The organism is Luteimonas sp. BLCC-B24 (genome assembly GCF_028550595.1).
Taxonomy (GTDB): domain Bacteria; phylum Pseudomonadota; class Gammaproteobacteria; order Xanthomonadales; family Xanthomonadaceae; genus Luteimonas.
Genome location: NZ_JAQQGN010000002.1, coordinates 526,528 through 547,900 on the forward strand (window position 1 = coordinate 526,528; position 21,373 = coordinate 547,900).

Annotated in this window: 18 protein-coding genes and 1 pseudogene; 12 read left to right on the forward strand and 7 right to left on the reverse strand. The window is 71.6% G+C overall.

Going from position 1 to position 21,373, the window contains the following annotated elements; all coding sequences use genetic code 11:
* Positions 1–246: 246 nt before the first annotated feature.
* Together PQS31_RS06730 and trxA are read right to left on the reverse strand one after the other, a co-directional pair.
* A complete protein-coding gene (locus PQS31_RS06730; RefSeq protein ID WP_272761890.1) occupies positions 247–729 on the reverse strand; it encodes a DUF4442 domain-containing protein in 483 nt (160 codons plus the stop codon).
* 94 nt (positions 730–823) lie between these two features.
* Positions 824–1,710, reverse strand: a pseudogene (gene trxA, locus PQS31_RS06735) (thioredoxin).
* A gap of 309 nt (positions 1,711–2,019) precedes the next feature.
* Here trxA and PQS31_RS06740 point away from each other — a divergent pair.
* The 3 genes from PQS31_RS06740 to PQS31_RS06750 are packed head-to-tail and all read left to right on the forward strand — an operon-like array spanning position 2,020 to position 3,301.
* Positions 2,020–2,523, forward strand: coding sequence for a hypothetical protein (locus PQS31_RS06740; RefSeq protein WP_272761891.1), 504 nt, complete (start codon positions 2,020–2,022; stop codon positions 2,521–2,523).
* 11 nt (positions 2,524–2,534) lie between these two features.
* Entirely contained in the window at positions 2,535–2,732 is a 198-nt protein-coding gene (locus tag PQS31_RS06745; protein WP_272762133.1) for a helix-turn-helix transcriptional regulator, read from the forward strand.
* Positions 2,729–3,301 carry a DUF998 domain-containing protein gene (locus tag PQS31_RS06750; RefSeq protein WP_272761892.1) on the forward strand — a complete coding sequence of 191 codons (573 nt, stop codon included), beginning with the start codon at positions 2,729–2,731 and terminating at the stop codon, positions 3,299–3,301. The genes PQS31_RS06745 and PQS31_RS06750 overlap by 4 nt, the downstream gene beginning before the upstream one ends.
* A gap of 6 nt (positions 3,302–3,307) precedes the next feature.
* On the opposite strand, the gene PQS31_RS06755 is transcribed toward PQS31_RS06750, so the two are convergent.
* Positions 3,308–4,621 (reverse strand): amidohydrolase family protein, encoded by a 1,314-nt coding sequence (locus PQS31_RS06755; protein ID WP_272761893.1) that lies wholly within the window; start codon positions 4,619–4,621, stop codon positions 3,308–3,310.
* A gap of 110 nt (positions 4,622–4,731) precedes the next feature.
* A complete protein-coding gene (locus tag PQS31_RS06760) occupies positions 4,732–6,450 on the reverse strand; it encodes a diguanylate cyclase (protein WP_272761894.1) in 1,719 nt (572 codons plus the stop codon).
* 136 nt (positions 6,451–6,586) lie between these two features.
* On the opposite strand from PQS31_RS06760, the gene leuS reads away from it, so the two are divergent.
* From leuS to rlmH, 6 genes are all read left to right on the forward strand, one after another.
* On the forward strand, positions 6,587–9,349 hold the full coding sequence (gene leuS, locus PQS31_RS06765; protein WP_272761895.1) for a leucine--tRNA ligase: 2,763 nt from the start codon (positions 6,587–6,589) through the stop codon (positions 9,347–9,349).
* A gap of 78 nt (positions 9,350–9,427) precedes the next feature.
* Positions 9,428–9,964 (forward strand): LPS assembly lipoprotein LptE, encoded by a 537-nt coding sequence (lptE, locus tag PQS31_RS06770; RefSeq protein WP_272761896.1) that lies wholly within the window; start codon positions 9,428–9,430, stop codon positions 9,962–9,964.
* A 31-nt stretch (positions 9,965–9,995) separates the two neighbouring features.
* Entirely contained in the window at positions 9,996–11,042 is a 1,047-nt protein-coding gene (gene holA / locus PQS31_RS06775) for a DNA polymerase III subunit delta (protein ID WP_272761897.1), read from the forward strand.
* On the forward strand, positions 11,039–11,710 hold the full coding sequence (gene nadD, locus PQS31_RS06780; protein WP_272762134.1) for a nicotinate-nucleotide adenylyltransferase: 672 nt from the start codon (positions 11,039–11,041) through the stop codon (positions 11,708–11,710). The genes holA and nadD overlap by 4 nt, the downstream gene beginning before the upstream one ends.
* 29 nt (positions 11,711–11,739) lie before the next feature.
* On the forward strand, positions 11,740–12,153 hold the full coding sequence (gene rsfS, locus PQS31_RS06785; RefSeq protein ID WP_272761898.1) for a ribosome silencing factor: 414 nt from the start codon (positions 11,740–11,742) through the stop codon (positions 12,151–12,153).
* A 39-nt stretch (positions 12,154–12,192) separates the two neighbouring features.
* Positions 12,193–12,663, forward strand: coding sequence for a 23S rRNA (pseudouridine(1915)-N(3))-methyltransferase RlmH (rlmH, locus tag PQS31_RS06790; RefSeq protein WP_272761899.1), 471 nt, complete (start codon positions 12,193–12,195; stop codon positions 12,661–12,663).
* Positions 12,664–13,232: 569 nt separating this feature from the next.
* Here rlmH and PQS31_RS06795 read toward each other — a convergent pair.
* The 3 genes from PQS31_RS06795 to PQS31_RS06805 form a co-directional block, all read right to left on the reverse strand.
* Positions 13,233–13,925 carry a TonB family protein gene (locus tag PQS31_RS06795; protein ID WP_272761900.1) on the reverse strand — a complete coding sequence of 231 codons (693 nt, stop codon included), beginning with the start codon at positions 13,923–13,925 and terminating at the stop codon, positions 13,233–13,235.
* A 367-nt stretch (positions 13,926–14,292) separates the two neighbouring features.
* Positions 14,293–14,466, reverse strand: coding sequence for a hypothetical protein (locus PQS31_RS06800; RefSeq protein ID WP_272761901.1), 174 nt, complete (start codon positions 14,464–14,466; stop codon positions 14,293–14,295).
* Position 14,467: 1 nt separating this feature from the next.
* Positions 14,468–15,202 (reverse strand): SIMPL domain-containing protein, encoded by a 735-nt coding sequence (locus PQS31_RS06805; protein ID WP_272761902.1) that lies wholly within the window; start codon positions 15,200–15,202, stop codon positions 14,468–14,470.
* Between the two features lie 119 nt (positions 15,203–15,321).
* Between PQS31_RS06805 and PQS31_RS06810 the strand changes: the two genes are divergently transcribed.
* The 3 genes from PQS31_RS06810 to PQS31_RS06820 are packed head-to-tail and all read left to right on the forward strand — an operon-like array spanning position 15,322 to position 21,324.
* A complete protein-coding gene (locus PQS31_RS06810; RefSeq protein ID WP_272761903.1) occupies positions 15,322–15,918 on the forward strand; it encodes a Maf family protein in 597 nt (198 codons plus the stop codon).
* Positions 15,919–15,924: 6 nt separating this feature from the next.
* The gene (gene rng / locus PQS31_RS06815; RefSeq protein WP_272761904.1) at positions 15,925–17,439 is read left to right on the forward strand and encodes a ribonuclease G; all 1,515 of its coding nucleotides are present in this window, start codon (positions 15,925–15,927) and stop codon (positions 17,437–17,439) included.
* A 21-nt stretch (positions 17,440–17,460) separates the two neighbouring features.
* Positions 17,461–21,324, forward strand: coding sequence for a YhdP family protein (locus tag PQS31_RS06820; RefSeq protein ID WP_272761905.1), 3,864 nt, complete (start codon positions 17,461–17,463; stop codon positions 21,322–21,324).
* Positions 21,325–21,373 lie beyond the last annotated feature (49 nt).

Sequence of the window (21,373 nt, forward strand, 5' to 3'; positions counted from 1 at the left end):
GCCGCTCCCGGCGTCGCATGCCGGTGCAGCACGGATCGCGCGCATCGCCCATCGGGGGCGCGGCGTCGTGACCGAGGTCGCCGGACACGCCGTCCATCGCGGCGGACACCGGCACAGCGTCCCGCGCGCGTCGCGACGCCCGCGCAGGTCGACGCGTGCTGGCGGCGCGTTCGCACGGGGCAGGTGTGTCGCCGAACGTAGCGGCTGCGCCCGCGCGCATGTGGGAAAGCGGGGCGCTCGCGTGTCCTATCGGGGCGAGCCGGTCGCCGTTTCCGATTGTGCTGCCCGCCGCTTGCGGCGCACGTAGATCTGCTTGCGCACGCGGGCCACCGGCTCGCCTGCGGCGTCCAGGACGTCGGTGGTGAACCAGTGCAGGTACTTCGCGCCGTCGGCGGTCGCGTCGCGGATGGTCTGCAGCGTGGCCTCGTCGAGCGCGAACTCCGCGTGCACGGTGCCACGGCCGGGGCGGATGAACTCGATCTCGGCGGCCTTGTCCCAGACGACGTGATCGTTTCCGAGCGCGCGCAGGGTCATGATCATCCAGAACGGATCGGTCATCGCGAACAGGTTGCCGCCGAAATGCGTGCCGACGTAATTGCGGTTGTACCAGCGCTGGCGCAGTTCGACCCGTGCGTGGCGGAAGCCCTCGCCCATCGCGGTGACGCGGATGCCGGCGAACAGGAACGGCGGCCACAGGTTCATCAACAGGCGGAGGCGTGGCGGCGTCATGGCAGGCCGGTACGGTGGCGGGGCGCGGATGGTAGCGTGCCCCGCGGTCCGGACGCGCCCGTGGACGGGCACGTCCGCCGCGATGCGCGGTCGATCAGAACAGCAGCGAGGCCATCCGCCGCGGTAGCGCCCCACCAGCTCGGCGTCGTCGACGATGCGGAAGGCATCGATCAATGTCCTGCGCGGAAGGCCGTCGTCGAAATCGCGCTCGCGGCGCAGCAACTCGATAAAGGCCTCGAGTGCGGCCTCGGAATCGCCGGCCCCCAGCCGGTGCACACCGAGCAGGTGGCGGGCGCGCAGGTCGTCGGGGTCGGCATCGAGACGCGCCTGCAGCGCGTCCACAGGCGGTGCATCCGCCAGCAGCGCGGCGAAGCCGAGGCGCGCGCGCGCCTTGACCGCACGCTCGTCGGTGGACAGGTTGGCGGGCAGGCCGTCGAGCAGGCCTTCGGCTTCCTTCGCGGCGCCGGTCTGGAGCAGGGCGAGGGCGAGATCGAGCTTGAGTTCGGCCTTGTCGGGCTCGGCCACGATCGCCTCGCGCAGGCGCGTGACTTCGGCCGCCGGATCCAGCGGCGCGGGCGCCGCGTCCGGAGCCGCGCCTTCGGCCGGTACGATGCCGTGACGCTTCAGGAACTCGCGGACCTCGCCCTCGGGCAGCGCGCCCGGAAAGCCGTCGACCGGCTGTCCGCCGACCAGCAGGAACACCGTCGGCACCGAGCGGATCTGGAACGCGGCGGCGATCTGCTGCTCCTTGTCGACATCGACTTTGGCCAGCACGAAGGCCCCGTTGTACTCGGCCGCCAGCTTCTCCAGCACCGGCCCCAACGACTTGCAGGGGCCGCACCACTCGGCCCAGAAGTCGATCAGGACCGGGGTGTCCAGCGACTTCTGCAGGACTTCGGTTTCGAATGTCGCCGTGGTCGCGTCGAACACGTGGACGGACGCGGCGGGCGCGGGAGAGGAGGCTGTAGCGTTGAGGAGCATGCGGGATTCCGGATTGCGGTCGGGAGCGCCGGAGCGCGATCACCGAAGGATGGCGGCGGTTGCGCAGGATACAACCATGTCAAAAACAGTTGACATCGCGATGCGACGATGTAAATTCCACATGACCTTTAGTCTGATGGAGCAGACATCATGCCCCAATGGGAATCAGTGCCATCGACCGGCGGCCACGACCTCCGGAGGGAGTCGCCGACGGCGTGGTCGCTGCTCTGGCCGACCGCGGTCTTCACCGGTTTCGGTCTGCTGTTCGTGGCCCGGGATCCGCTCGTGCGTGGCATCTCGCTCGGGCCGGTGCTGGTGCTGCTGATCAGCGTTGCCGTGCTGGCATGGCGCAGCACGCGGGTGTTCCCTGGCGGCGAGCGGCCATCGCCCGCTGAAACCGACGCGTGGAACGGCGCCCAGATGTTTCTGGCGGCCGTGATCTTTCTGCAGATGATTGCCGCGGGGCGCGTGGGCGAGGGCTGGATCACCTGGTGCCTGTTGTTCGCCTACGCCGGCTTAGTGTTGTTTGCACCGGAGATCCGTGCGCGTCGGCTGGCCGCTCAGGCGCGGCATCGTGGTGTGGTGGTGGACGAGCGTGACGCGGCGATCCAGGCCGTGGCGACGCGTTGGGCCAAACGCACCCTGGAGACGCTGGTCGTTGCAGGCGCGGCGGCGTACGCGCTGTACGCAGGCCGTTCCGGCACGCTGCCCGATGCGCGCACCGCCATCGCTGCGGTGTTCACCCTGATGTTCGTCGCGAACGGCGTCGGGCAATGGCGCGCGGCGCTGCTGTACCGGCAGGATCGACGTTGACCGGCACGCCCATCACCAACGAGATCCGGCGTTTGCGCTTCGAGCACGGCGAAATGACCCAGCAGGCGCTGGCGGATGCCTGCGGCGTCACGCGGCAGACGATCATCGCGTTGGAGGCGGGGCGCTATGCGCCGTCGCTGGAGCTGGCGTTCCGCATCGCGCGCACGTTCGGTGTCGGCGTCGAGAACGTGTTCCGGTGGGCGGCATGACGCGCGCGCGCCTGCTGCCGTGGGTGCTCGGCGCCCACGCCTGCACACTGTTCGCGGTGCTGGTGTTCGCCGCGATGACCGGTCTGCCGGCACGCGCGCCGCTGGCGCTGCCTGGCGCCGGTGGCATGCCGCTGGCCTGGCTGTTCAACCTGCTGGCCTGGACAGGGCCCGGGCTGATCGTTGCGGGGGTCGCTTGGCGGCTGCGCGGCGGACTGGGGGCCGAGGCGGGGCGCGTGGCGGGTATCGCGCTGCAGCTGTGGTGGCTCGCGTCGCTGGCCTTCGCGGCCCAAGGGCTGCTGCCACTGGATATCGACGAGCTCGATGCCGGTGCCAGCCGCTGGCATGCGCTGGTGTGGATGGTGTGGAACCTCGCCTTCGTCGCCGCGGCGCTGCTGGCCGGCTTGGCACTGCCGGCGGTGCGCCTGCCGAGTCTGGGGCTGTGCGCGCTCGTCGCGCTGGGCCTGCTGGTGCCCGGCGCGTTCGGCGCGGGTATCGGCGAACGCGTGGTCCTCGCCTGCTGGTGGCTGTGGACCGCGCTGCTGGCGTGGCGGCTGCCACGCCGGCGCTGACGGCGATCAGCCGCCGGGCGAGGCTTCCGGCGCGCGGTGCACGCGGCCTTCCTTCATCACGAAATCCACGCCCATCACCGCCGTGATGTCGGCCACCGGGTCACCCGGCATCGCGATGATGTCGGCGCGCTTGCCGGCCTCGATCACGCCCTGGTCGTCGACCCCGAGTACGGTCGCCGCGTGCAGCGTGGCCGACTGCAGCGCGTACGCCGCCGGAATGCCGGCTTCGACCATGTAGAGGAACTCGCGCGCGTTGTCGCCGTGCGGGCCCACGCCCTGGTCGGTGCCGAACGCGATCGGCACGCCGGCGCGGTAGGCGCGCGCGGCGGTGTCCTGGATCTGCGCGCCGATCGTCGCGGCCTTCGGGCGCACGACCTCGGGGAAATAGCCCGGTTCGCGCGCCTTGTCGGCGACGAAGCGGCCGGCGTAGATCGTCGGCACGTACCAGGTGCCGCGCTGGCGCATCAGGCGCATGACCTCCTCGTCCATGTGCGTGCCGTGCTCGATGCTGGTCACGCCGGCGAGCACCGCGCGCTTCATGCCCTCGGTGCCGTGGGCGTGGGCGGCGACGGTGTAGCCGTAGTCCCGCGCGGTGTCGACGACGGCCTGCACCTCGTCGAGCGTGAACTGCGGCGCATCGCCGCTGCGCGCATAGCTCAGCACGCCGCCGGTGGCGGTGATCTTGATGACGTCGCTGCCGTCCTTGTAGCGCTGGCGCACGGCCTGGCGGGCATCGTCGACGGAGTTGATCACGCCCTCGGTCGGGCCGGGCGGCCCCATCAGGTGCGAGAGCATCGAGTTGTAGCCGTTGCTCGGATCGGCATGGCCGCCGGTGGTGGCGATCGACTTGCCGGCCGCGAAGATCCGCGGCCCCGGCACCAGGCCCTGGTTGATCGCGTCGCGCAGGTGGGGCGTGACCTCGCCGCCGAGATCGCGGACCGTCGTGAAGCCGGCGCGCAGCGTCTTGTCGGCATAGCCGACGGCGCGGAACGCGTAGTCGACCGGATCCAGACGGAAGCCTTCCGAATAGCTCGCCGGGCTGGACTGCGAGCCCAGGTGCACGTGCAGGTCGGTCCAGCCGGGCGAGCAGGTGCGGCCCGCGAGCGCGATCACGGTATAGCCGGCCGGCGCGTCCTGGCCGCCGACCACACGCTCGATGCGGCCGTCGGCCACGAGAACCGTGTGTGCGCCGAGCACGGTGCCGGTGCGGGCATCGAACAGGCGCTCGCACTGCAGCGCGCTCCGGGTGTCGGCCAGGGCGGCCGGGCAGGCGAGAACCGTGGCCACGAGGGCGAGGGCGGGCGAGATGCGATGGCGCATGCGGACGTTCCTGCGGACAGGAGCCGCATTGAAGCATGCCGCTGCGTGCGCCGGACACGCGGACAATCGAGGTCGGCGCATGCCGGCGCGCCGGCCGTCCGTGGACGGCGTCAGTCGCGGTAGGAGGCGTGCAGCACCCGGTTGCGGCCCTCGGCCTTGGCCCGGTAGAGGGTCGCGTCAGCCAGCTGCTGCAGCACTTCGGGGGTCATGCCGTCGCCGGGATAGGTGGCGATGCCGATCGACACGGTCACCGGGCCCAGCGTCTGGCGCAGGTGCAGCACCGTCGCCACCTCGATGGCCGCGCGGATCTGGTCGGCCCGCTCGCAGGCGCCGCGCGCATCCAGTTCGGGCATGACCACGGTGAACTCCTCGCCGCCGTAGCGACAGGCGATGTCCTCGCTGCGCACCTTGGCCTGGATCAGCCGGCCCACCTGGGCGAGCAGCGCGTCACCGGCCGCATGGCCGTGGGTGTCGTTGAAGCGCTTGAAATGGTCCACGTCGAGCATCAGCACCGACAGCGGCAGCCGGCGGCGCTCGCAGCGCTGCAGTTCGCGGGCGAGGTTCTCCTCGAGATACCGGCGATTGAACAGGCCCGTCAGCGGATCGCGCAGTGATTGCGTGCGCAGGGTTTCGCGCAGCTGCAGATTGACGATGGCCAGGCCGAGCTGCTCGGCGATCTGGCCGACGATGTCGAGGTCGTCCTCGTCGCTGACCTGGGCGGCGGGGACGCTGATGTGCAGCAGGCCGATCGCGGTGCCCTGGGCGGCCAGCGGCAGGCAGAGACTGGACACGGTGTCCAGCGGCGCGCCGGGGTCGAGATGATCGCAACGCATGCCGTCCGAGCCCGCCGGCAGGTGATGCGGCTGGCCGCGCCGCAGCGCCCAGCACTGGTTGGGCAGCAGCAGGTCCGCACTGCTGATGGCCGCATCGCCGAACGTGGCGATGGTCTCGTAGAAATTCTGCGAGGCGCGCAGCAGGTAGCACTGGCCGCTGACGCCCGGGATCAGGCCGGTCAGCGTGGTGGCGGTGAGCTGCATGATCTCGTCGCGGGTTTCACAGCTCTGCAGCAGGCCGGAATAGCGGCTGAGCCGGTGGCGTTGCTGCGAGAGCCGATCCGCCCGCGCCATGCTCAGGGCCATTTCGTGAAACGCATCGCGTGCCTCGCGCTCGAGGCCCTGGGCGCGGCGGTTCTCGCGCGTCAAGCTCCACATCAGCCAGATCATCAGCGCGGACGACAGCAGCGTGCCCAGCACCACCAGCACCGTCAGGCCCGCCGCCGCCCGCCGGACCCGCACCTCGCGTTCGGCCAGCAGCCGGTTCTCCTCGTCGCGCATCTGCGCACTGACCGATTCGATGCGCCGCCACTGGGCGAGGGAGCGCGGGGCGTCGGTGGCGGCCCGCGCCGCTTCCATGTCGAACATTTCCTGGATGTCGTGCAGGCGCTGCAGTTCCGCCATGTGCGTGCGCACCAGCGTCGCCAATGCCTGCGCGCGGGGCGCCTGGACCGGATTGTCCTCGGTGAGCGCGCGCAGCGCGGCCAGCTCGCGTTCGACTTCGGGCACCACCAGCAGGTACTGCCGACGGAAGTCGGGATGGCCGGTCAGGCGGTAGGCGCGGCCGCTGGCTTCGCTGCTGCGCACCAGCTGGTCGACGACCTCGATCCGGTTGAGCACCTGGTAGGTGTGCTCGATCAGCGCATTGCTCGCGCGCAGGTTGCCGACACCCGCGATGCTCGCCGCGCCCGTGCCGGCGAGCAGCAGCAGCGCCAGCGCGAATGCGGGAAGCCGGTAGGACTTGAAGCGGGAAGAGGAAGCGGCCAGAACCAGCACTCGGCGGAACAGGGCGGAATTGTAGCGGCGACGCGGCGGCCCCGGCAGCGTCGAACGTCCGGGACGCGGCCCGCGCGGGTGCATGGCGGTGGTTCGACCCCTGCGGTAGGCTTGCCGGCCGTTCCGCTCCTCGCTCATGACCGTGTCCACCGAACCCGCCGTCGTCGATCCCAACGCCTATCAGCCCACCCCGGTGGAAGCCGACGCCCAGCGGTTCTGGAACGACACCCGCGCCTTCGAGGTCACCGAACGCGCCGACAAGCCCAAGTACTACTGCCTGTCGATGCTGCCGTACCCGTCGGGCGCGCTGCACATGGGCCACGTGCGCAACTACACGCTCAGCGACGTCATCAGCCGCTACCAGCGCATGACCGGCAAGAACGTGCTGCAGCCGATGGGCTGGGACGCCTTCGGCCTGCCGGCCGAGAACGCGGCGATCAAGAACGCCACCGCGCCGGCCAAGTGGACCTACGCCAACATCGCGCACATGCGCGGCCAGCTGCAGTCGCTGGGCTATGCGATCGACTGGAGCCGCGAATTCGCGACCTGCGCGCCGGACTACTACGTCCACGAGCAGCGCATGTTCGTGCGGCTGATGAAGAAGGGCCTGGCCTACCGCCGCAATGCGGTCGTCAACTGGGATCCGGTCGACCAGACCGTGCTCGCCAACGAGCAGGTCATCGACGGTCGCGGCTGGCGCTCGGGCGCGCTGGTCGAGAAGCGCGAGATTCCGCAGTGGTTCCTCAAGATCACTGCCTACGCGCAGGAACTGCTCGACGGCCTGGACACGCTCGACGGCTGGCCGGACTCGGTCAAGACCATGCAGCGCAACTGGATCGGTCGCAGCGAGGGTCTGGAGTTCGCCTTCGACGTCGTCGGCAGCGACGACACGCTGGCGGTCTACACCACGCGCCCGGACACGCTGATGGGCGTGACTTTCGTGTCGGTCGCCGCCGAGCACCCGCTCGCCGTTCGCGCCGCCGAACAGGATCCGGATCTGGCGGCGTTCGTCGCCGACCTGCGCCGGGGCGGCGTCTCCGAGGCCGAGCTGGAAACCCAGGTCAAGCGCGGCATGGACACCGGCCTGCGCGCGCTCCATCCGGTCACCGGCGAAGAGATCCCGGTCTGGGTCGCCAACTTCGTGCTGATGGGCTACGGCACCGGCGCGGTCATGGCGGTGCCCGGGCACGACCAGCGCGACTGGGAGTTCGCCAAAGCCTACGGCCTGCCGATAAAGATGGTGGTCGTGCCCGACGAAGTGCGCGACGCGCTGCAGGAAATCGGCCGCGACCGCGCGACGCATGCCGATCCGATGGCGTCCGCGCTCGGCAGCGCGGCGTCGCTGGATGTCTACGACACCGGTGCGGCGGTGCAGGTGGTCGAGTCCTTCGAACGCCGCATCGCGGAAGAAGGCGCGTACACCGAGCGCGGCTGGCTGGTGAATTCGGGCGAGTTCGACGGTCTCGATTTCCAGCAGGCGCTCGATGCGCTGGCCGCCCGTTTCGAGGCCGAAGGCCGCGGCCACCGCAAGGTCAATTTCCGCCTGCGCGACTGGGGCGTCAGCCGCCAGCGCTACTGGGGCTGTCCGATTCCGGTGATCTACTGCCAGGACTGCGGCGCGGTGCCGGTGCCCGAGGACCAGCTGCCCGTGCTGCTGCCCGAGGACGTCGAGGACGCGTTCGCCAATCCGGGCGTCGTGCAGTCGCCGATCAAGTCCGACCCCGACTGGCGCAAGACCACGTGCCCGAGCTGCGGCGGCGCGGCCGAGCGCGAGACCGACACCTTCGACACTTTCATGGAGTCGAGCTGGTACACCGCGCGTTACACCTCGCCGGGCGCGGCCGACATGGTCGACGACCGCGCGGACTACTGGACGCCGGTCGACCAGTACATCGGCGGCATCGAGCACGCGATCCTGCACCTGCTGTATTTCCGCTTCTACCACCGCCTGATGCGCGACGAGGGCCTGGTGCGCAGCGACGAGCCGGTGATCAACCTGCTGACCCAGGGCATGGTCATCGCCGAGACCTTCTATCGGGACCTCGAGAACGGCGGCAAGGACTGGATCAACCCGGCCGATGTCGAGATCACGCGCGACGACAAGGGCCGGATCACCGGCGCCACATCCAAGCTCGACGGCCAGCCGGTGCAGATCGGCGGCACCGAGAAGATGTCCAAGTCCAAGAACAACGGTGTCGATCCGCAGTCGATGATCGCCAAGTACGGCGCCGACACCGTGCGTCTGTTCTCGATGTTCGCCGCGCCGCCCGAGCAGTCGCTGGAGTGGAACGAGGCCGGCGTCGAGGGCATGTCGCGCTTCCTGCGCCGGCTGTGGAACCAGGTGCACAAGCACGCACAGGGCGGGGCGGTGGCCGCGTACGACATCGCGGCCGCGACACCGGCGCAGAAGACGCTGCGCCGCCAGCTGCACGAGGCGATCCAGAAGGTCGGCGACGACTACGGCCGCCGCCACAGCTTCAACACCGCGATCGCCGCGGTGATGGAACTGCTCAACCACGTCGGCAAGTTCGACGAGGCCGATGCCAATGCGCGCGCGCTGCGCCAGGAAGCCTTCGAGGCCATCGTGCTGCTGCTCAACCCGATCACGCCACACGTCAGTCACGCCTTGTGGCAGCAGCTGGGCCATGCCGAGACCCTGCTCGAGGACGTGCCGTTCCCGCAGGCCGATCCGGCCGCACTGGTCCGCGATGCGCTCACGCTGGCGGTCCAGGTCAACGGCAAACTGCGCGGCACGATCGAGGTCGCGGTCGACCTGCCGAAGGATGCCGTCGAGGCGATGGCGCTCGCCGAGCCCAACGTCGCGAAGTTCCTGAGCGAGCTGACGGTGCGCAAGGTCATCGTGGTGCCGGGCAAGATCGTCAACATCGTCGCGGCCTGAGCCGGGCGTCTGAACCGGGCACGCCCGGGTCGACGCACGTCGCTTGCCGCGCTCCACCCCCTCGTCCAGACTGCGCCCATGAGCCTTTTCCGACCGCGTTCGATCCGCCTGGCAGCCGTCGCGCTGGCCCTGTCCCTGCTGCTTCCGGCCTGCGGCTTCCACCTGCGCAACGCGCTGATGCTGCCGCCGGATCTGGGGCCCGTGGACATCGTCTCCAGCGATCCCTACAGCCGCCTCGCGCGTTCTGTCGAGCGTGCACTGGCCGCGGCCGGCGCCGAAATCGCCGAGCCACGCGCCGAAGAGGTCGCGGTGCTCAACATCCAGTCCGAACGCTGGGCCGCGCTGCCGGCGAGCCTCGACGCCCAGGGGCGCGCGCAGGAGTACACGCTGCGCTACGCGGTGGTGTTCTCGATGCGCGATGCCGACGGTCGCGACGTCGTGCCGCAGCAGGCGATCGAGCTGGCGCGCGACTACCTGGCGCCGCCGACCGATGCGATCGGCGCCGATTCCGAGCGCGAACTGCTGTCGCGCGAACTCGAGCGCGAGATGACCGCCTCGATCATCCGGCGCATCGACGCGGTGTTCCGCAACCCGCAGGAACGCACGCGCCGGTGAACCCGGTGCTTCGTCCACACCCAGTGCGCCGATGGAGCTGACGCCCGAACGCCTGCCCGCGCAGCTGGCGCGCGAGCCGCTGCGACCGGCCTATCTGATCGCCGGCCCCGAGCCGCTGCGCGTGCTCGAAGCCGCCGACGCCGTGCGCGCCGCCGCACGCGAACAGGGGGTCGCCGAACGCGAGGTGTTCGAACCCGAAGGCCGCGACATCGACTGGAACGGACTCGAGGCCACGTTCCGCGCGCCCAGCCTGTTCGCCGCGAAGCGTCTGGTCGAACTGCGCCTGCCGACCACCAAGCCGGGCAAGGAGGGCGCCCAGGTCATCGCCGGCTTCTGTGCCGATCCGCCGGCCGACGTGACCCTGCTGGTGACGGGTGGCGAATGGAGCCGCCAGCACGGCGGCAAATGGAGCGAGGCGATCGCGGCCGTGGGGCACGTCGTCGTCGCCTGGCAGGTCAAGCCGCACGAACTCGCCGGCTGGATCGAAGCGCGCCTGCGCAGCCGCAAGGTGCTCGCCGACGCCGGCGCGGTGGAGCAGCTCGCCGAGCGCGTCGACGGCAACCTGCTGGCCGCGGCCCAGGAGGTCGACAAGCTGGCGCTGCTGGCCGAAGGGCAGACGCTGGACGCCGAACGCATGCAGGCACTGGTGGCCGACGCCGCGCGCTTCGACGTGTTCCGTCTGCTCGATGCCACGCTCAACGGCCAGCCGGCCCAGGTAGTGCGGATGCTCGCGGGCCTGCGTGCCGAGGGCGAGGCGATCCCGGCGCTGATGGGCATGATCGTCATGGAGCTCACGCGCGCCGCGAGCCTGGCCCAGGTGCAGGCGCGCGGCGGCCACATGGCCGCCGAATTCAAGGCCCAGCGCATCTGGGATGCCCGTCAGGCCGGTTATCGCCGCGCCCTGCAGCGGCATCCTGTCGCGCGCTGGGAGCGGTTCGTCGCCGAGGCGGGACGCGTCGACCGCATCGCCAAGGGACGCGGCCGCTGGAGTGTCGATCCGAGCGATGCGTGGCTGGCGCTGGAGCGCCTGCTCGTCGCCGTGGCCGATGCCCGGGCGGGCGCGTTGCTCGCGGCCTGAGCCGGCGGGTGGATCCGTTTCTCGTCTACGGCGGCACCTTCGATCCGGTGCACTGCGGTCATCTCGCCATCGCGTGCGCGGCCCGCGACGCGTTGCGGTGCACCGTCCACCTGATGCCGGCCGGCGATCCGCCGCACCGCGCCGCGCCGGGTGCCACCGCGGCCGAACGCGCGACCATGGTCGGGCTCGCGATCGCAGGTGTGCCGGGCCTCGTGCTGGACCGCCGCGAACTCGAACGCGAAGGCCGCAGCTATACCGTCGACACGCTCGAGACGCTGCGCGCCGAGTTCGGTCCGTCGCGCCCGCTGGCGTGGCTCGTCGGCGCCGACAGTCTGCTGGGCCTGCCGGGCTGGCATCGCTGGGAAGCGCTGTTCGATCTGGCCCATCTGGTCGTCGCCGACCGGCCCGGCAGTGCCTTCGACGACGCGCGGTCACCGGCGCTCGCCGCCGCGCTGCGCGGGCGCTGGACCGACTGCGCGGACACGCTGCGCCGGGCGCCGTCGGGGCGGGTGTTGCGACTCGGTCAACCCCTGCATGCCGTGTCGGCCACCGAGGTGCGCGCGCGGATCGCCCGGAAGGACACGCTGCAGGGCTGGGTGCCCGCGCCGGTCGCCGCATTCATCGATGAGACGGGCCTGTACCGGCCGCCCGGGAACGCTTCGCTATAATCCGCTTCGCACTTCACGAGCCTGCTCCCTTGTCCAATCCCGCACACGTCATCAAGACCCGCCTCCCCGAGCCGCCCCCGGCGCCGGACGTCCTGCTCCAGCTGGCCCGTGATGCGGTCGATCACCTCAAGGCGGTGGATGCCGTCGACATCGACGTGCGCGGCCGCAGCAGCGTGTGCGACTACATGGTGATCGCGTCCGGCACCTCGAGCCGGCACGTGAAGTCGATCGCCGACGAGGTGGTCAAGCGCGCCAAGCAGCTCGGCTGTCAGCCGCTGGGCGTCGAAGGCGAGCGCGAGGCCGAATGGGTGCTCGTCGATCTGGGCGACGTCGTCGTCCACGTGATGCTGCCGCGCGTACGCGAGTTCTACGCGCTCGAACGCCTGTGGACGGTCGGCGACCAGCCGCCCGAGGACGAGCGCGGCCCGCGTCGCGATGCCTGATCGCAGCGTCCCGGCCCGTCCGCCGGGGCGCCCGACCCGATGAAGGCCAGGCTCGTCGCCGTCGGTGAGCGTGCACCCGCCTGGGTGGCGGACGGCTTTTCGGAGTACCGCAAGCGGCTTTCGCACTGGCTGCCGCTGGAACTGGTGGAAGTCGAGCCCGGCCTGCGTGGCAAGGGCCGGGATACCGTGCGCGCGATGACCGACGAAGGCGCGCGCGTGCTGGCCGCGGTGCCGGCGGGCGCACTGGTGGTCGCGCTGGACGGCCGCGGCCGGCCGCATTCGTCCGAGGATCTCGCGCAGCGGCTCGAGCACTGGCGCATGCAGGGGCGTGATCTCGCGTTCCTGATCGGCGGACCGGAAGGCCATGCGCCGGAGGTACTGGCGCGCGCGGACGAGCGCTGGTCGCTCGGGCCGCTGACGCTGCCGCATATGCTGGTGCGGCTGGTCCTGGCCGAGCAGCTCTACCGCGCCGCGGCGATGCTGGCCAACCATCCCTACCATCGCGCCTGAGCGGCGCCGCCCGACGCCCGTGCAATGCCGGGTCGCGGGCGCGGCGCAGGCCTGTGTGGGCGGTTGCAGCGCGGTGCTCTCCGGATGCACCGGGCCGACGCGCCGGATCACTCCGGTGCGTTCGCGGGGCACGCGCACCGCATACGCCGCGGCAGCGCGATGCCGTCGCCGGATGCGTGCGGCCGTCTGACGAAGTCCCGGCTTTCCGCCTGTGTGCCGTGCCGCACGTGCAACACGAAGGCACTGGTGCGGATGGATGGCGTGCGATGGTTTTGGCCGCCGTCTCCGCGGGGGGGGGGGCGGCGATCGTGGCCTGGACCCGGGGCATCGGACCCGCGCCCGCGTGTAACCGCGGTCGGTGAAGCACCGACGACGTGCCGGTGGACATCGCGGACGCGGAGGTGTGCCTGCGCGCGTTCGAGCAGGGGAGCGGTGCAGGGGATGCCGGCGCCCGCCACGGGGTGTTCCGGCTGCGGACGGCACGTGTGCGCTGCACCGGCGAACGGCGTTTCAGGCGCCTCGGCCCGGCGGTGCGCATGCGCCGCCGGGCAGATGACACGATCGCCCGGTCAGCCGCTCGAAAGGTTGAACGCGATCGGCACCAGTCCGACCGCCTCGACCGCGACGCCATCGCGCACGGCCGGCTGGAAGTGCCAGCTGCGCTGGACGTGCCGCACTGCGGCGCGATCGAGATCGCGATGGCCGCTGCTGCGGTGCAGGCGCACATCCAGGGGCCGTCCGTCGCGACCGACATGGACCTCGAGCACCACCACGCCCTCCGCCCCGGCCAGCAGTGCAGCGCGCGGGTAAACGGGCGCCGGCGCATGGGCGTAGGCCAGCGTGGCACCGGCCAGCGGCGCCGGCTCCGCGGTCGTTCCGATGCCGGTCATCTCCATCGTGCCCGGGGCCATGGGAGGCGTCACGTCATCGGCGCGCGCGGCGACCGGCGTCTCGGCGGGCGCGGCGATCTGCGTGGCCACAGGGACCGGCACGCGCGCCGGTGCCGGCGTCGGCGCCGTGATCTCCACCGGTTCGGGTGGACGCGGAGGCGTGGGCGGAGGCGGCGTGAGCCAGCGCAGGGCCAGCACGTCGTCGGGCCGGGCGTCGATGACCGGGGGGCGGGTGCCGGGCAACAGCAGCACCGTCAGCAGCGCGGCGTTGAATGCGAGCGTGCCGGTGATGCCGACGATACGGACCGGATCCGGATGCCGGAGGTCGGGATTGCCTTCGGGAACGCGCGGGACGACCTGTTGCAGGACCATGCACCACCTCCTGTCATGCGGGCCGGACGGCCCGTCGGAAGTCGTCAACGCGGCATCGCGGGCATCGGGGTGGACGGGTCACGTCCAGGCCGGTCGCGTTGCTGCCGCCTGGCTCGACGCTGCGCCGGCCCTGCGGCTGGGACAAGCGCGGACCGACGGACGGCCGTGCCCGCGGGCCGGACGGCGCATCGAGGCCAGGCGCACGGCGCGTCGCCGTGTCGCCATGCGGCCGCGCGGATGGCGGCCTCGGCGGCGCCCGTCGAGGCTGGCCGAACGCCTTCGGGATCGCCGGACGTCGGGGCCCGGATGCCGGATGCGCGAAGGCCCGCACAGGGCGGGCCTTCGGCGCTTGCGATGGCGGACGCGCTCAATCGCCGGGCGTGGTCTCGGGCTCGCGATCGAGGCCACCGTCGTCCGGATCCTGCCTGGGTTCGGGCGAGGGCTGCTGGGCGTCGCCCTTGTCGCGCGGATGCTTCTCCGCGTAGCCCGGCGCCTCGTCCTTCGACGGCGTGTGCGGGGGCGTGGTCTTGGTGTCGGTCATGTCAGCGTCCCAGTTCGAATACGACGTCGAGGTTGGCAGTCAACGTGGTTTCGCCGGGTGAAACCGGCGGCGCACTGTCCTGGGCCATCGCGCGCATCGCCATCATCGGGCGCACGGGCTGGAAGCCGCCGCCCTCGCTGATGCTGACGATCCGGCGCACGCGCATGCCCAGCGAGGCCGCGTAGACCTCGGCGCGCGCCTGCGCCTTCTTCAACGCGGCGGCACGGGCTTCGTCCTGCACGCCGTCGGCATCGTCGATCTCGAAGGTCGGGCCGTTGATCTGGTTCGCGCCACTGGCGACGAGGGCATCGAGCACCGCGCCGAGCCGGCGCAGGTCGCGCACGCGCAGGTTGACGGTGTTGCTGGCCTGGTAGCCGGTGATCACCGGCGGCTGGTTCTCGGCATAGCGGTACTGCGGATTGAGGTTGATGCCGGAGGTCTGGACGTCCCGGTCGGCGATGCCGGCGGCCTTGATCGCGGCGACCAGGCGGTTCATCGCTTCGCTGTTGGCGCGCATCGCGCCGTTCGCATCCGCGGCCTGGGTGACCACGCCGGTGGACAGGGTGGCGATGTCGGGGGTGCGGCTGGCTTCCGCGCTGGCCGAGATCGACAACAGCGTGCCGTCGGTGGGGGCGGCCTGCGTGGGAACGGACTGGGCGGACGCGGTGGTCATCGACAGGCTCCCGAGGGCGAGGCTGCAGGCGAGCATCAGGGGGCGGAACGAGGGTGTGCGCATAGGGGGCTCCATGGACGAGCGACAGGGTCGTCACGAAGGGGTGAACGGGTCGTGAGCCGGAACGGGGTTGACGCATGTGCGTCTCCGGACCGCCGGGCAGCGCACGGTATCCTGTGGCCATGCTCCATCTGGCTTCGCAATCCCCCCGCCGTCGTGCACTGCTGGCCCGCCTCGGACTGCCGTTCGAGGTGGTGGACGTGATCGTGCCGGAACAGCGCGCGGCCGGCGAAGCCGCCGCCGACTATGTCGCCCGCGTCGCGCGCGAGAAGGCGGGGGCCGGTCTGCACGTGGTCGCCCCGACGGCGGAGGCGCTGGTGCTGGGCGCCGACACCGAGGTGGTGCTGGACGACGAGGTGTTCGGCAAGCCGCGCGACGCGGACGATGCGGCGCGCATGCTCGGCCGGCTGTCGGGACGCACCCACCAGGTGATCTCGTCGGTGGCCCTGGTCGCGGACGGACGCGAGGCGCAGGCGACCGTGGTCACCGAAGTGACGTTCGAACGACTGGATGCGGCGACCATCGCGGCGTACGTCGCCAGCGGCGAGCCGCAGGGCAAGGCCGGGGCATATGCGATCCAGGGCGGCGCGGAGCTGTTCGTCAGCCGGATCGCGGGCAGCCATTCGGGCGTGGTGGGACTGCCGTTGCAACACACGGCCGCGCTGCTGCGCGGCTTCGGACTGGAACCGCGGCCCTTCGCTGCGCACGAGGGGGCCTGACACCGGATGTCCGAAGAGATCCTGATCAACGTGACGCCCCGCGAGACGCGCGTGGCGGTGGTCGAAAACGGCATGCTCCAGGAGCTGCACATCGAGCGCGGCTGGCGTCGCGGGGTGGTCGGCAACATCTACAAGGGCAAGGTGCAGCGGGTGATGCCCGGCATGCAGGCCGCCTTCGTCGACATCGGTCTGGAGCGCGCGGCGTTCCTGCACGCCAACGACGTCGTGCGGCCGCCGGTCGGCACCGGCAACGGCGATGGCGACAGCCTGTTTCCGGCAGCCGGACCGACGCTGCCGGTCAACGAGCTGCTGCGTGACGGCCAGGACATCGTGGTGCAGGTGGTCAAGGACCCGATCGGCAGCAAGGGCGCGCGGCTCACCACGCAGATCAGCATTCCGTCGCGCTATCTCGTGCTGTTGCCGCAGTCGCGCGTGGTCGGCGTGTCGGCGCGAATCGAGGACGACGTCGAGCGCACCCGGCTCAAGACACTGGTCTCGGAGCTCGCGGCCGCCACCGGCGGCCACGGCTACATCGTGCGCACGAACGCCGAAGGCCAGAGCGCCGAGGCGCTGGCCGAGGACGTCGCCTATCTGCAGCGCGCGTGGGCGCTGATCGAGCACACCACCGCCGACGCGCGCGTGGGTGCGCGCGTGTACGAGGATCTGACCCTGCCGATGCGCGCGGTGCGCGACCTGATGCGCCGCGATGTGGACAAGGTCAAGGTCGACTCGCGCGACACCTACGAGAAGCTGTGCATCTTCGCCGCGCAGTATCTGCCCACGCCGGGGCCGGCGGAGCAGGCGCGGCTGGTCGACCGCATCGAGTGCTACACCGGCAACCGGCCGATCTTCGACATGTACGGCGTCGAGGACGAGATCCAGCGCGCGTTGAACAAGGACGTGCCGCTGAAGTCCGGCGGCTACCTGGTGATCGACCAGACCGAGGCGATGACCACGGTCGACGTCAACACCGGTTCGTTCCTCGGTCAGCGCAATCTCGAGGAGACGGTGTTCCGCACCAACCTCGAAGCCGCGCAGGCGGTGGCGCGCCAGCTGCGGCTGCGCAATCTGGGCGGCATCATCATCATCGACTTCATCGACATGGTGGACCCGGAGCACCGGCGTCAGGTGCTGCGCACGCTGGAGAAGTCGCTGGCCAAGGACCACGCCAAGACGACGGTCTACGATTTCTCGCCGCTGGGTCTGGTCGAGATGACGCGCAAGCGCACCGTCGAGAGCCTGCAGCGCCAGCTGGGTGAATCCTGCACCGCCTGCGGCGGGCGGGGCATCGTCAAGACGGTGGAGACGGTCACGTACGAGATCTTCCGCGAGATCGTGCGGGCGGTGCGCCAGTTCGAGGCCGAGCGCCTGCTGGTGATCGCCTCGCCGCGGGTGGTGTCGATGATCACCGACGAGGAATCTGCGGCGGTGGTCGAGCTGGAGGAGTTTCTCGGCAAGTCGATCCGCTTCCAGTCCGACGACCAGTATTTGCAGGAGCAGTTCGACGTTGTGCTGCTCTGAGCGCCGCCGGCGGGCGTCGCGATGACCGCGGCCTGGGCCAAGCGCCTGCGCGGCGCGCACCTCGGTGCGTGGTACGTGCTGGCGACGGCGCTGGTGCTGGTGGCGATCGGCGCGGTGGTGCTCGCGCAACTCGCGCTGCCCTGGGTGGAGCGCAATCCGCGCGCGGTGGCCGTGTGGCTGAGCGAACGCGCGGGCCGGCCGGTGGCGTTCGACACGCTCGATACCGAATGGACACGCCGCGGCCCGCTGCTGCGGGTGACCGGCCTGCGCATCGGCGCGCCCGACGTGGCGGTGCCGGTCGAGCGGGCCGAAATCCAGGTGGCGCCTTATGCCGGCCTGCTGCCCGGCCGCTCCCTGACCGAACTGCGCCTGCACGGCCTGGCGTTGACCCTGGAGCGCGAGGACGACGGCCGCTGGCACGTGCGTGGCCTGCCGGGCGCCGCCCGGCCCGACGACGATCCGCTGGACGCGCTGCAGGGCCTGGGCGAGCTGCAGGTCGTCGACGCGCAGTTGTCGATCGACGCACCGTCGCTGGCGCTGCGCCATGTGTTGCCCCGGGTGGATCTGCGCATGCGGGTGGACCGCCGGCGCGTGCGCGCCGCGGCCCGCGCCTGGATCGAGGCCGACGGTGCTCCGCTCGATCTGCGGCTCGACCTGCAGCGCGCCGACGGCGACGGCCGTGCCTACGTCGCCATGCCGCGCAACGAATTGCAGGTGTGGTCGCCCCTGCTGGCGCCGAGCGGAATCGCGATCCGCGAAGGCCACGGCGGCGTGGCGGTGTGGCTCGATCTCGACGAGCGGCGCGTGGTCGCCGCCACCGCCGACGTCGCGCTGGACAGGCTCGCGCTGCAGCGCGCGAGCGATGTCGCGCAGCAGCAGGCGGAGGCCCCCACGGTCACGTTCGACGGCATGCAGGCCCGGCTGCACTGGCACCACGCCGACGGTGACTGGCGGCTCGACGCGCCCCGCCTGCGGATCGTGCAGCACGGGCGCGCGCAGACGCTCGACGGCCTGGCCGTCGCGGGTGGCGCGCACTGGGCACTCCGCGCTGCGCGCGTGGAGGTCGCCCCGCTGCTCGCATTGGCGGCCCTCGCCGATGGTGCGTCGCCCGCATTGCGCGCGTGGCTGCAGGCCGCGGCGCCGCACGCGGTGGTCAGCGATCTCGCGGTGGCGGTGCAGCGGAACGGCCGCGCACGTCTGTCGGCGCGCATCGACGACCTCGGCTTCGCCCCCGTATCCGACCGTCCCGGACTCGAGGGGCTGTCCGGCACGCTGACCGGCGACGCGGCTGCCGTGGTGTTCCGTCCCGATCCCACCGCGGCGCCGGTCTTCGACTGGCCGGTCGGCTTCGGCGTGCCCCATCCGCTGCAGCTCACCGGCGACGTGGTCGGCTGGCGTGATGCGGACGGCTGGCATGTCGACACGCCCGGTCTGCGGATCGAGGGTGACGGCTACGCGGCCGACGCGCGCGGCGGTCTGGCGATCGATCACGACGGATCGCGGCCGCGCCTCGATCTCGCGGTGCGGGTCGACACGGCGCAGATTCCGGTGGCGAAGAAATTCTGGGTGCGGCACGAAATGCCGGAAGCCGCGCGGAATTGGCTCGACATGGCCCTGGTGGCGGGCGAGGTGCAGGGCGGGCGGGCGATCGTCTCCGGCGATCTCGACGACTGGCCCTTCGGCGCGAACGAGGGCCGCGATCGAAAGGGCGTGTTCGCGGCCGAGGCCCGGCTCGTCGATGCGACCATCCGCTTCGATGATGAGTGGCCCGCGATGGACGCGCTGTCCGGCCGGCTGCGCTTCCGCAACGACGGCTTCACGCTCGACGAGGCCACCGGCGCACTCGCCGGGGTACCGGTGCGCGACATCGCCGCGGGCATGACCCGCTACGCGAGCAGCCCGGTCCAGGTTCAGGCCGGCGCGGCGACCGACGCGGCGCGGCTGTTGACGCTGTTGCGTGCGTCGCCGCTCCACGCCGAACACGCCGAAACCCTGGATGCGCTCGACGTCGCCGGCCCCGCACGGGTGCGCATGGCACTCGCGGTGCCGCCGGGCGCACCGGTCCGGCTGGACGGCACGGTGGCCCTCGACGGCGTGAGGATGCGCGAGACGCGCTTCGATCTGGCCTTCGACGACGTCCGCGGCGAGGCGCGGTTCGATCAGGCGGGATTCCGCGCCGAAGACCTGTCGGTGCACCAGGACGGACAGGCGGGACGCCTGGCCCTGCGTGCCGGTGACGGCCACGTGCGCGACCGCGCGCAGGCCTTCGAGGGCGAGCTCGACATCGCGCTGGCGGCCTCGGCGCTGCTGGCGCGCGCGCCGGACCTCGCCTGGCTGCGGCCGCATGTCGACGGGATCGCGCCGTGGCGGGTGCAGGTGACGATTCCCAACGGCGCGCCCGCAGGTGGACCGGCCGCGCGGTTGCTGCTGCGCTCGGATCTCGTGGGCACCGCCCTGCGACTGCCGGCACCGCTCGACAAGCCCGCCGCGGTGCCGTTGCGCACGACGATCGAGGCGCCGATTCCGTTCGAAGGCGGCGACATCGCGGTCGGCTTCGGCAACCGGCTGGCGGTGCGCGCACGCAGCCGCGACGACCGCACCGGCGTGCGGGTCGAATTCGGCAGTGCCCGCGTGCAGGCCGCGCCGCCGGCGACGGGCCTGGCGATCGCAGGACGCACGCCGGTCGTGGATCTGGTCGACTGGCTCGGCCTGATGGGCGGTGACGGCGAGGGCCTCGCGCTGCAAGCGCTCGATCTCACCACCGCGGACATGCGCCTGCCCGGCGCGCGCCTCGGACAGACCCGGCTCACCGCGGCCCGGGTCGGCGGCGCGACCGCCCTGCGCCTGGACGGCAGCCGGCTCGCCGGCGACGTGCGCCTGCCCGATGCCGACGGCGCACCGGTCGTGGTGGCACTGCAGCGTCTGCACTGGCCCGCGCTCGCCCAGGTCGCGCCGGCGGCCGCGACGCCGTCAGCGCCACCGCCGGCGCGCGCGCCGGCGGACGACGGGCTCGATCCCGGCGCGGTGCCGCCGGTCCAGCTCACGGTCGACGACCTGCGCATCGGCGAGCTGGCACTGGGTCGGGTCGAAGCGCGCAGCCGTCCCGGTGCAGGCGGCCTGGTGCTCGATCACCTGCGCATCCGCGCGCCGCAGCACCGCATCGACGCGAGCGGACGCTGGACCGGCCGCGGCACGGCGGCACGCACCGCGGTCGAGGTCGATGTCGAAAGCGAGGATTTCGGTCGTCTGCTCTCGGGCCTGGGATTCGCCGGCAGCATCGTCGGCGGCCAGGGGCGGGTCGATTTCGACACCGCCTGGCCCGGCCCGCCGGCCGCGTTCGATATCGCCGCGTTGCAGGGCTCGCTGCAGTTGACGGTCAAGGACGGCCAACTGGTGGAAGTGGACCCGGGCGCGGGACGCGTGCTGGGCCTGCTGAGCCTCACCGAATTGCCGCGCCGGCTCACCCTGGATTTCCGCGATTTCTTCAACCGCGGCTTCGGCTTCAACCGCATCGCCGGCGACATCCGCTTCGGTAGCGGTCAGGCACGCAGCGACGGCGTGACCATCGATGGGCCGGCCGCGGAGATCCGCATCCGCGGCAGCGCGGATCTGCAGGCGCGTACGCACGACCAGACCATCGAAGTGCTGCCCAAGACCGGCAACCTGTTGCCCGCCGTCGGTGCGCTGACCGCAGGGCCGGTGGGCGCGGCCGTGGGCGCGGTCGCGAACGCGGTGCTGCGTCGCCCGCTGGCCGAAATGGGGGCGCGCAACTATCACGTCAGCGGTCCGTGGCAGGACCCCAAGGTGGAGGTCGTCGAGCGACGCGACAGCGCGCAGACGCCCCCGGCCCGGCCCCCGGCGTCACGACCGCAGGCGGCGGACTAGACGCGCGTCGGCCGGGCGCGCCGCATGCGTGACGTGCAGCGCGCCGCCA